The sequence below is a fragment of the Elstera sp. genome (genome assembly GCF_044372965.1).
GTDB lineage: Bacteria > Pseudomonadota > Alphaproteobacteria > Elsterales > Elsteraceae > Elstera.
In genome coordinates this window covers 1-11,191 of sequence record NZ_JBILQX010000117.1, presented here as the reverse complement: position 1 = coordinate 11,191, position 11,191 = coordinate 1, and the positions used below count along the sequence as shown (strand labels likewise).

Here is an 11,191-nt window from a genome sequence, read left to right as displayed (position 1 = left end):
AACGGCCATCGTGATGCGATAGCGGTCATCGGCACGCTTTTCGATATTATAGGGCGGATAGCTGGCGCTCGTATCCTCGGCCCGCTGGGCCGCATCCATCAAATGAATGAGACGATCAAACCCAACGGTGGAACGGAAGAGCGGATTCAGATTAAGCGTACGCATGGCCATATTCTCCTAGAGAAGCAACATGGAAAAGGGTGGATCGCCTTTCGGGCGCATCCGGTTTTCAGCGTCGACCCGAGTTCGGCATCGACGAATTGGAGATAGGAATCGTCCCGCCGGGCTGCAAGGGGGAGAGATTCGGATTCCGAAGCAAGATTTTTTGCTTGCCCCCGGAACCCCATCCGGCCTTTCAATGCCGCCAACCGTCTGCGATCTATGAGGAGCGACCCATGCCGTCCTTCGATATTGTGTCGAAAACCGATATTGCCGAAGTCGATAATGCCCTAGGCAATATTATCCGTGAAATCGGCACGCGCTTCGACTTCAAAGGGTCGAAGTGCGAAATTACGCGCAAAGACAATGATTTAACCGTTCTGGCCGACGATCAGTTGAAGCTCGATCAGATGCACGAGTTGCTGAAAGTGCATTTCACCCGCCGCAAGATCGAACCCAGCGCACTCGATTATAAAACCGTCGAAAAAGCGATGGGCAATAGCGTGCGCCAGGTCATCACCGTCAAGCAGGGCATTCCGCAGGACGTGGCGAAAGTGATTACGCGCGCGGTGAAGGACTCGAAAATGAAGGTCCAGGTCGCCATTCAGGGCGACGAGCTGCGCGTAACCGGCAAAAAGCGCGACGATCTGCAAGAAGCCATCGCGCTGTTGCGCACGCTTAAGATCGAGCAACCTTTGCAGTTCGAGAATTTCCGCGACTAGCCTCTATCGGTCGCGCTTGCCACAATAGGGCGGCGAGCGCGACCGCCCCCGTCAGAATCCCAACCCAATGGGCCGGACGCACGCCGAGACCGGTCGAAAAATTCACACTGAGCACCGCCATCAGCGGCGCACCGCTGCGCAAACTGTACCAAAGCGCTTCCAGCCCCGCCGTTGCCAGGGCTACAGCGATCACGCCCGGCACAAGCGCCCATCCGCCGCGCGCTTTTGGCCAGCGCAGCAGCAGAACCCACAGCAGCAACCCGGTCATCACCATCGGCTCGCTCACGTCTAGCTTCGACTGCAAACCGAAATGCACGAGGGCAACCACGGCGAGCGGATAGGTGAGCCTATGCAAGCCCCGCCACGCCCGCCCGCCCATTCGGCGCAGCATGCCATCGGTCGAGGTCGCCGCCATCGCCGCGAGGCCAAGCAGCGCGACAAAGCCAATCGTAAGGTAAAAGCGCAGGTAGATTTCGGAGGCGACCTTCAACAGGTCGAAGGAGAGATCGGCGATATAGAGGGCGAAATGCAGGGCGGCATAGGCGAAGACCGCAACCCCCACCATCCGGCGCACCTGCACCAAGGGCGCGGCGCGGAACAGGTGGCGCAGCGGGGTAATCGCCAGGGAGATCAGCCACAAGCGCACGGCCCAATCGCCGCTGCGGTGGATTGTTTCCATTATCGGGCGCGGGCCAAGATCGGACGCCAGCCCGGCCCAGCGCAGGGCGAGCCAAAGGGCCGGTAAAAAAAGGCCGATGAAAACGCCAAGCTTGAGCGCGGAAATCTGCCCGCTTCGGGTTCGCCACGGGGCGGCCATGTCATCGCTCCTCATAGGATATAGAGTGACTTCGGACGCACCGGGGCGAAGGTTACAGGGTCCTTAGCGTCGCGCGGCGAGCGTCAGCGTGCTCCAGCCTTTGCGGCGTTGACGGTTGACCAGACGCAGGCCCTGGCGGCGGTGGGCCGACAGAACCATGGTTTCCTGGGCTTGCAGCAGGCCCGAGAGAATAACGGTGCCGTCTTTCGACAGGTGCCGCTTTAGGTCTTTCGACAATTGGCACAGGGGTTTCGCCAGAATATTGGCGACGATCAAGTCATAGGGTTTGTTCCGCCCGATGATCGGCAGGCGGTAACCCGCGCCATGCTCCACCCGTACCCAGGCGCTTTCGCGGTTCAGGCGCATATTCTCCCGCGCAACGCGCACCGATTCGCGGTCGAGGTCGGAGGCGATCACTTTGCGGCGGTAGCGTTTGGCCATAGCGAGCGCCAAAATGCCGGACCCGCACCCCACATCCAGCGGCTTTTTCGGGCGGCGCTGCTTGCCGATGCGGTCGATGGCGATCAAGCACCCGCGCGTCGTTTCATGTTCGCCGGACCCGAAGGCGGTGGCGGCGTCGAGCAGCAGCGGTATTGATCCCGATGGGGGCGGGCCTTCGAAATGCGAGCCGTGGATAAAGAAGCGCCCGATGGTTTGCGCCGGGAAGGAGCGGCGGTTTTCCGCCAGCCAATCGGTCTGCGGGAGCGCTTCGATCTCGAACTTTGGCAGCGGCAGCCCGTGGGCGGTCGCAGCCAGCGTTAGGCGCTCGGCGACGGTCGCGGCCTCCGGTTCTTCAATCGCATAGGCTTCGAGCCGCCAATCGCCACCGGGGACGATCTCGAAGGCGGCAATCGCGACCGACAGATCGTCCAGCGCATCGGCGAAGGGCTGCACCGAGGTTTCTTTAACCACGAGGATGATTTTATATTCTTGCGCCATAATGGACCTTACCCGCGTTTTGAAGCGGTGCGCACCGTAAAGCGCTTTGCCGTTGGGGGAAAGCGGGGATTAATTCCCCGCGCTTTCCGATTTCTTCATGGCGATTTCAAACATCTCGAACGTTTCCGGCGTCAGGCTGAGAAACTGTGCCCCAAGGCCGCGCACCGCCCCAACATGCCGCTTCACTTCGGCGCGGAAAAAGCCAGCTTTCGTGGTTTTATCCAGCCGAATCATACCGGAAAATTGCTGGCCGATTTTCAGTTTGCCGGCGTAATTGCCAATGAGGAACCCGGATAGCGACCAATTGACGGTGCGGTAGGCAAGGCTGAAGAGCAGCGGCGGAAGTTCGGCGGCGGGGTTATTTTCTTTAACGGAATAGTATTTGGCCAACAGGTCTTGCGCTTCGGCAGAGTGCAACTCGAAGCTCGCGGCGAGTTTTTTATTGATGTAATCGACGCGCGCGGCGTGCCCATCAAACAGGAACACTTTTGGGCTGCCGCCGATTTTGAGCACGCCGGAAAAATCTTCGCCGGTCGCAAGCGCGCCCTCATAGTCCGACAGAATCAGCTTACCGGGGGCCCAGGTATTGGTGCGGTAGACTTTATCGCGCAGATCGATGAAGAGGTTCGGCATGCTCAGCCGCTTGTCCCGCACCTTAGCGCGGGAAGGCCCGGCTTTTGCTATTGGTCGACCGATCATGCGTCCTCTCTCCCCCCGCGATGCACCCCGTTTATTCTGACTCAATATTTCTTAACAGAATGAGAATCGAACCGTAAGGTAATGCAAACCCTCATAATCTTACGCGCTTTTCTCGATAAATGCAGCCATAACGTGCTTCACGCCCGCCGCCTCAAAAGTGACTTGCAGCTTATCGCCATCGGCGATGTCCACGGTGCCGGTGCCGAATTTTTGATGGAAAACCCGGTCGCCCACCTGAAAGCGCGGCGACTGGCCCGTTGCGAGCCGGGTCGCGCGTCCTTCGATAACGGGGCCCCGGCTGGGCGCGGCGCGCCGCGCGGCCCAGCGGTCGCCGTTGCTTGCGCCGCCGCCGTAACTCGCCCCGCTATAGGTTTCGGTCGCACCCGTCCCCACACTGGCCCTATAGGCCCCGGCGAGGCCGGTGGCGGCGGACAGATCGATATCCGCCTGCGGTAACTCGCCTAGGAAGCGCGAGGGCAGCAGCGATTGCCATTGATTATGAATGCGCCGATTGGCGGCGTGGAAAATATACGCGCGCGCTTTTGCCCGTGTGATGCCGACATAGGCGAGGCGGCGTTCCTCCTCCAGCCCGCGCGCGCCGCTTTCATCCAGGCTGCGCTGATTGGGGAACACCCCCTCCTCCCAGCCGGGCAGAAACACGGTGTCGAATTCCAGCCCCTTGGCGGCGTGGAGCGTCATCAGGGTGATCTGCTCCTCCTGGCTGTTTTCGGCGCGCTCGGTGACGAGGCTGACGTGTTCCAGGAAAGCGGGGAGGGTTTCGAACTCTTCGACGGCGCGCACCAGTTCCTTGAGGTTTTCCAACCGTCCCGGCGCTTCGGGCGATTTATCGGCCTGCCACATGGCGGTATAGCCCGATTCGTCGAGAATCTGCTCGGTGAGTTCGGCGACGGAAAGCCCCTGGGCCAGTTGCCGCCACCGGTCGATATCGGTCAGAAAACCCGACACGGCCTTGCGCGCCGCTGGTTTCAACTCGTCCGACGCCACAACCTCATAAGCGGCGAGGCTGAGCGAGAGGCCCGCCCCCCGCGCCGCCCGGTGCAGCGTCTGCAAGGCCACATCGCCAATGCCGCGCCGGGGGACGTTGACGATGCGCTCAAAGGCAAGATCATCGTCGGGCTGGGCGATCAGGCGCAGATAGGCAATGGCATCGCGCACTTCGGCGCGCTCATAGAAGCGTAAGCCGCCGATGACGCGGTAGGGGACGCCCAAGGTGAGCAGCCGCTCTTCGAACTCGCGCGTCTGAAACCCGGCGCGCACCAGAATCGCCATTGAGCCAAGCCCGTGGCCGTCGCGCTGGAGGCTTTCGATTTCATCGCCGATTTCGCGCGCTTCTTCCGACCCGTCCCAAACGCCGCGCACTTTAACCGGCGCGCCGCCGTCTTTATCGGTCCACAGGGTCTTGCCGAGACGGCCTTCGTTATGGGCGATGAGATGCCCGGCGGCGGCCAGAATCGGCGCAGTCGAGCGGTAGTTTTGCTCCAGGCGCACAATCTTCGCGCCGGGGAAATCCTTGTCGAACTTCAAGATATTGTCGATTTCCGCGCCGCGCCAGGCGTAGATCGATTGGTCATCATCGCCGACGCAGCAGATATTCTTGCTCTGTTGGGCCAGCAGCCGCAGCCAGAGGTACTGCACCACGTTCGTATCTTGATACTCATCGACCAGAATATAGCGGAACTTGCGGTGATATTCGGCCAGAACGTCCGGGTGCTGCTGGAAGATGGTGACGATATGCAGCAGCAAATCGCCGAAATCGCAGGCGTTCAGAATCTTCAGCCGGTCCTGATACTGACGATAGAGATCGACCAGCCGCCCGCCCGCCATCTCGCCGCCATCGTCGATGGACAGCTTGTCGGGGGTGAGGCCGCGATCTTTCCAGCGCTCAATCGTGCCGAGCAGCAGTTTGGCGGGCCAGCGTTTTTCATCGACCGCATTGGCCTGCAAGATTTGCTTCAGCAGGCGCAACTGATCGTCGGTATCGAGAATGCTGAAGGTGCTTTTCAGCCCGACTAGCTCCGCGTGTCGGCGCAGCAGCCGGGCGGCCAGCGCGTGGAAGGTGCCCAGCCAAATATCCTGCGCCATCGGGCCGATTTGGGCGGCGACGCGATCCCGCATTTCCCGCGCCGCGCGGTTGGTGAAGGTCACGGCCAGAATTTGGTAGGGCTGGGCGCGGCGCGTTAGAATGAGATGGGCGAGGCGCGAGGTCAGCACGCGGGTTTTCCCCGTACCCGCGCCTGCCAGCACCAACACCGGCCCCTCCGTGGCTTCCACCGCGTCGCGTTGCGGCGGATTGAGCCCCAGGAGGTAGGGGGGAAGATCGTCGGGGGTGCCGGGTTCGGGCAGATCGGAGAAATCGTTCATGATCTGTCTATACCCAAGCCCGGCGTGAAACGCTATGAGATGCTGCTAGGCCCGCACCCGCATAACGAATTCATCCACTTCCCGGCGCAGGGTTTGCGCCGACGTCGAAAGCCCCGTTGCCGCCGATTGAACCGAAGCCGACACCATCCGCGCCGTTGCCGTTGCGTCCGAGACCGCCAGAATATTCCGGTTCACGCCGACCGCGCCCTGGGCGACATCCTGGACGGTGCGGGCGATTTCCTGGGTGGCGGCCCCTTGCTGTTCCACGGCGGCGGCAATCGCGGCGGCGACCTCATTCACCTCGCGCATGACGCTGGTGATATTGGCGATATTGCTCACCGCCACCTGGGTTTGCGCGCCGATGGTGGAGACGAGCCCGCGAATCTCGTCGGTCGCGCGTCCGGTTTGCATGGCGAGCGCTTTCACTTCGGCGGCAACGACGGCGAAACCCTTGCCCGCGTCCCCCGCCCGTGCGGCTTCGATGGTTGCATTGAGGGCCAGCAGATTGGTTTGCGCGGCAATCGCCTGGATCAGTTCCACGACCTCATTGATGCGCTGGGCGTCGGCGGCAAGCTGGCGCATCTGCTGTTCCGACATATCGGCGGCGGCGCTGGCGGAGCCGGTGATTCCGGCGGCGTGATTGACTTGCCGTCCAATTTCACCGATGGCGCTTGTCAATTCCTCTGCCGCCGAGGCAACGGTTTGGCTATGCATCACCGCTTGATCGGAGGCGCTGCGCACATCCTCCGCCCGCTCCTGAGTGGTGCCGACGACCTCGGCGAGCCCATCGGCGGAGCCCTGCATATCGGTGGCGGCGTTGCCCACGTCCTCGACGATATGGCGCACGCTGGCTTCGAACCCGTCGGCGAGGCGGTTTAGGGTCGCGCGGCGGTCTTCTTCCGCCACCCGTTCGGCTTCGATTTTTTCCTGATTGAGCCGATCGACCGCCAGGGCGTTTTCGTGGAAAATCCGCAAGGCTTCGGCCATCGCCCCGATTTCGTCGCGGCCCTTATCCTCGATCAAAGCGTCGCGCTGGCCTTGGGACAGGCGGCCCATCGCGTCGATCAGGCGCATCAGGCGGCGAATCACTTGGCGGCTCACGTAGAACCAGCCGATCACAATGGCAAGAACCACGGCCCCGGCGGCAACGCCCAACAGCTTCTGCACGCCTGCGGCGATCACGCGGCGCACATCCTCGGCGGCGGTCATAACCCCGCCGCGCGCGTCCTGCACCAGTTTGGCCGTGCGTTCGCGGATGCGTTCGGCGACCGAGACGTTCGAGCCCAGCAGCAAATCGCGGTCCTGGCCGTCGAGCAGGTAGTTGACCTGCTGTTGGAAGGGTTGCGCCGAGAGAATCGCCTGCCAGGACGCGAGCGGCGGGGCCATTTCGGCCTTGTCGGCGGCGTTCAAACCGTCGATCAGCCGGATCATCGTCGCTTGCTGTTCCTGCACGGCCCGGCTGGTCCGGTTCACCGCGTCGACATCGTTCATCGCGGGCAGCGCTTGGACCTGGGTCGCAAGGCGGGCGTTCAATTGCCGCAGCAAAGCCCCGGTTTCGCTTTGGCTTAGCCGGGTGGCGGATTGATCGAAATCTTGGGCGGTCAGATCGACGGACAAAGTGGTTTCGGCAAGGCGCGCGCGAATGGCCGTCGTCGAGTCGACCGCCTGCCGGATGCCGTCCAACATGCGGACCATATCGTCGATATAGGAGCTGAAGTCGGTAATCTCGCTCGCGTCGGTCGTGCTGCGCAGGGCATCGATCAAGCGGCGCGCGTCGGCCTCGGTCGGGGTTGCCTTTTGCCAGAGCCCCGCCCGCGTTTCCGGGTCTGGAGCGGCGACAAGAGCAGGGCCGAAGCCAACCAATTGTTCGGCTTTCGCGGCGAGCCGCAGGGCGGTTTCGATTTGCGGGAGGCGTTGATCGGCGACCAGATCCATCCGGGCGGCAACATCGGCAAAGGCGAACCAGGCGACGAGGGCAGCGATGATCGGCAGCGCCGAAATCGCGCCAAAAGCCAGCCAAAGCCGACCCCGGATACCGAGCGCGGGAAGGGTCATGGTCGGATCCTCCTACAAGAGACTCTGGCAAATTACCCCAGCGTTAATGACAGTTTTGTGACAATCTGCGCGCAATACTATTCAGAAATTACGAAGTTTTTCTAATTCTATTAAGGAAAATTTAATGAACCAAAGGATTCATCAGAAAAAACAAAAGGGCTATTCCCTAAACGGGAATAGCCCTTTGCATAAAGCAATCAACGGCTGTTGATATTACTTCTTAATGTTGGCCAGCAGGCCCTTCACTTCGTCGATGCTGGCAGTCACGCGCGCGCTGATCACGGCGGCGGCTTCCTGGTTCGACTTGGTGAGCAGGTCGGCAAGTTCCTTCATATTGGCCAAGGCCTTTTCGAAGGCATGTTTGGCAAGTTCGGTCTGCTTGCTGATCTTTTCTTCCGGCGAGCCCTGGGCAACGCTATCGCGCAGCACGGAGGCGGCTTCTTCCAGCGTCTGGCGCAGAATTTCGGCCTGACGACGACCAACGGCTTGCAGGCCTTCAAAAGCGAGTTGGTTGGCGGCGGTGATCGCTTCGATATTGCGACGCTGTGCCGACACAAGCGCTTCCACGTCCACGCCGGGCAGCTTGTATTCGGAAATCATCTTGGTGAAGTCGAAATCGAAGAAGGGGTTCTGGGCCATGGGAGGTCTCCTGAGGGGGTAAGGTCTATTGCTGCGCTGCAACATGAGAACACCATGTCACAGCGTCCGCCTAAAATCAAGGCATTTTGTGCAGTGCAACATAACTTTTGCGTGCACACTTCCCCCAAGGATCGGAGGGAAACTTAGAGGCCGTTCGATGGCGTAGCAGCGGCCTCGGGCGCGGTGGGAGATGCCTCGCGCGGCAGGGCAAACGGCCAGCCCTGCAATCGCTTTAGCGCTTGATCGAGGGCCTTCATCGTATCCGATAGATCCGGGTTGGGGTCGGCCACAAAGGCGCGAAGCGTAAGTCCATAGGTGATGCCGAGCGCCTTGGCGCGCAAGAGATCGAGCATTCCCCCCGTGGCGAGCCCGGCGGCTTCGAGCGTCCAGACCATCGACGGTAAGAGATGCGGCGCAACGGCGACCAGCAAATGCGGTGCGCCTCGGCGCGGATCGGGGAGCAACGCCAGGGCGTCGCGTCCCGGTTGCAACGCATCGATGCGGCGCATCAGCAGCGCAAACAGCCGGTCCCGGATCGGGCCTTCCTGCTCGTCCGCCGACAAATCGGTGAGCATCATGGTATCGGCGGCCTTATTCCAGGCCAGCAGAATGGCGAGCTTCGTTGGGAAACGCGCTTGAAGGTCGGCTAACGGCACGTCGGCGCGCGCGGCCCATTCGGCCATCGGCACATTGGTCCAGGCCGTTTCGGCAATGGCGCGGCTTACCGCCAGAAGAACCGGATCGGTCATCAGTTTGGGGTCTCCCTCCCGTAGCGACACCCTAGCAGAAAGCGACCTGCACGGTCAGCGGGAATCCTGCGGAGTCAAAAAGGCAGTTTTATGAACCGAGTTGTTCGGCGCGGCGCGTGGCGGCGGTAATCGCGCGGGTGATGATCGGTTGCCAGCCGTCTGGCCCCATCAGCACTTTGATGGCTTCGATGGTGGTGCCGCCGGGGCTGCACACATTCTCGCGCAAGGTGCTGGCGGGAAGATCGGATTGATGCACCAACTCCCCCGCGCCCGCCACGGTAACGCGGGCGAGTCGCCCGGCGAGATCGGGGGCAAGGCCGACCGCAATCCCCGCCTCGGTCATCGCTTCGATCAGCGCGAACACATAGGCCGGGCCGCCGCCCGACAGCGCCGTGACCGCATCGATCAGCTTTTCATCCGCAACCCATTCCACCGCCCCGCAGGCCGAGAGAAGATCGGTCGCAAGCTTCTGGTGGGCTGCCGTAACGCTCTCGGTCACAACGCAAACGGTCACGCCCCGGCCAATCGCGGCGGGTAGGTTCGGCATGGAGCGCACCAGCGGCAGCGCGGCATCAAAATACTGGCGGAAATAGGCAATGGTTTTGCCGGCGGCGATGGAGAGAATCAGCGGCGTTCCGGTGAGTTTCGGGGTAAGCGCGGAGAGCGCCCCATCCATCATCTGCGGCTTCACGGCGAGAATAACGGCATCGAGCGCGCCCGGCGCCTCAAGCGCCGCCACCTCGGGCACCCAGACCACGCGCGGATCGGCGGCAATAACGGGATCACTCGGGCGGTGGGGATCGACGATCGTGACACGGTCCACCGTGCCCGACGCCAACCAGCCCCGGGCCATGGCCCCGCCCATTTTGCCGCACCCGAGCAGCAACAGCGCGAGGCCCATGCGTTACGCCTCGCCGACGGTTTCGAACAGGGCCGCTTCCAGCGCTTCTTCCGCTGATTTGCCACCCCAGATCACCAATTGGAATGCCGGATAGAAGCGTTCGCACTCGGTAAAGGCGGCATCGACCAAATCTTCCAACTGCTCCAAGGAAGCACCGGTCAGCAGTCCGCGCAGCGGCAGCGTGTGGCGGAACAAAGGCATGCCGTCTTCAAGGCTCACCTCGAAGTGACCGATCCACAGGCGCTCGTTAATCAGGGCGGTGAGCGCATAGATTTCGCGGCGGCGCGTTTCGGGCACCTTCGCGTCAAACGCACAGGAAAAATGCAGCGCGCTCACATCGTCGCGCCACACAAAGAACAAGCGATAATCGCACCACCGACCGCGCAGTTCTGCGATCAGTTCGTCGTCGCTTGCGCGGTCGAACGGCCACTCATTCGCGGTTACAATGTCTTCGACAATGTCGAGCGGATGAGACGGAAGATCGGGAGTTGTCTCACGAAGGGTGGTCATACCTGTCGCCTCCGGGCGAACCAAAATAAAGAACGAGACCTAAGCCCAAAGGAAACGGCTGGTATCCTCGCCACCGAAAACCCCGCCTGCTCAGACGAGGCCCCTACGGCAGCGATACCGGGCAAAACCTAAAAAGGCAAGCCTAGTGTGGCGACCAAACCGAAATCAATCGGTCGAAAAACCAGCTAAACTGCGGCGTCCGACGCCGGTTTTGCCTTTGAGCGCGTGGCTTTAGCCGGGGAAGCTTCAACGGGTTTGGCAACTGCACTAAGCGCTGCGATTTGGGCTTCGAGCGCTGCCAAACGGGTTTCTAAAGCCGCCTGGGCTTCCCGTGCCCGCACCGCGACATCGCGCATCGCCTCGAACTCGTCGCGCGTCACCAAGTTCAAATCGGCCAGCAACCGTTCGAGACGGCCGCGCGCCAAGCCATTGACCTCGGCCCGCAACCCGGCCAAAGCCCCTAGTGCGCCCCCGGCAACCCGGGCACCATCTTCGAAAAACCGTCCTTGCTGTCGCATCGGAACTGCCTCCTTAGCCATAAACCTCACCATGCCGTGCCCATCGCCGGGCGGCAAGCAGGGTAAGACGTATCACATGTTTATGACGGGGGCGGTTAAAT

11 protein-coding genes are annotated in these 11,191 nt (G+C 61.6%); 1 reads left to right on the top strand and 10 read right to left on the bottom strand.

The window, feature by feature from the left end:
• Positions 1-395: 395 nt before the first annotated feature.
• A complete protein-coding gene (locus tag ACIQ36_RS13900; RefSeq protein ID WP_395830268.1) occupies positions 396-881 on the top strand; it encodes a YajQ family cyclic di-GMP-binding protein in 486 nt (161 codons plus the stop codon).
• Here ACIQ36_RS13900 and ACIQ36_RS13895 read toward each other — a convergent pair.
• From ACIQ36_RS13895 to ACIQ36_RS13850, 10 genes are all read right to left on the bottom strand, one after another.
• Positions 838-1,698 carry a sulfite oxidase heme-binding subunit YedZ gene (locus ACIQ36_RS13895; protein WP_395830266.1) on the bottom strand — a complete coding sequence of 287 codons (861 nt, stop codon included), beginning with the start codon at positions 1,696-1,698 and terminating at the stop codon, positions 838-840. The genes ACIQ36_RS13900 and ACIQ36_RS13895 overlap by 44 nt on opposite strands.
• 63 nt (positions 1,699-1,761) lie before the next feature.
• Entirely contained in the window at positions 1,762-2,637 is an 876-nt protein-coding gene (locus tag ACIQ36_RS13890; RefSeq protein ID WP_395830263.1) for a 50S ribosomal protein L11 methyltransferase, read from the bottom strand.
• A gap of 69 nt (positions 2,638-2,706) precedes the next feature.
• Positions 2,707-3,336 (bottom strand): hypothetical protein, encoded by a 630-nt coding sequence (locus tag ACIQ36_RS13885; protein WP_395830261.1) that lies wholly within the window; start codon positions 3,334-3,336, stop codon positions 2,707-2,709.
• A gap of 99 nt (positions 3,337-3,435) precedes the next feature.
• Complete coding sequence (locus tag ACIQ36_RS13880; RefSeq protein WP_395830259.1) at positions 3,436-5,718, bottom strand: ATP-dependent helicase; 2,283 nt, start codon at positions 5,716-5,718, stop codon at positions 3,436-3,438.
• Between the two features lie 45 nt (positions 5,719-5,763).
• The gene (locus ACIQ36_RS13875) at positions 5,764-7,773 is read right to left on the bottom strand and encodes a methyl-accepting chemotaxis protein (RefSeq protein WP_395830257.1); all 2,010 of its coding nucleotides are present in this window, start codon (positions 7,771-7,773) and stop codon (positions 5,764-5,766) included.
• Between the two features lie 213 nt (positions 7,774-7,986).
• The gene (locus tag ACIQ36_RS13870) at positions 7,987-8,412 is read right to left on the bottom strand and encodes a phasin family protein (RefSeq protein WP_395830255.1); all 426 of its coding nucleotides are present in this window, start codon (positions 8,410-8,412) and stop codon (positions 7,987-7,989) included.
• A 143-nt stretch (positions 8,413-8,555) separates the two neighbouring features.
• Positions 8,556-9,161: a TetR family transcriptional regulator gene (locus ACIQ36_RS13865; protein WP_395830253.1), complete on the bottom strand. Its 606-nt coding sequence runs from the start codon at positions 9,159-9,161 to the stop codon at positions 8,556-8,558.
• An 88-nt stretch (positions 9,162-9,249) separates the two neighbouring features.
• Complete coding sequence (gene proC, locus ACIQ36_RS13860) at positions 9,250-10,062, bottom strand: pyrroline-5-carboxylate reductase (protein WP_395830251.1); 813 nt, start codon at positions 10,060-10,062, stop codon at positions 9,250-9,252.
• A gap of 3 nt (positions 10,063-10,065) precedes the next feature.
• A complete protein-coding gene (locus tag ACIQ36_RS13855) occupies positions 10,066-10,572 on the bottom strand; it encodes a YbjN domain-containing protein (RefSeq protein ID WP_045776214.1) in 507 nt (168 codons plus the stop codon).
• 185 nt (positions 10,573-10,757) lie between these two features.
• Positions 10,758-11,090: an accessory factor UbiK family protein gene (locus ACIQ36_RS13850; protein ID WP_395830249.1), complete on the bottom strand. Its 333-nt coding sequence runs from the start codon at positions 11,088-11,090 to the stop codon at positions 10,758-10,760.
• Positions 11,091-11,191 lie beyond the last annotated feature (101 nt).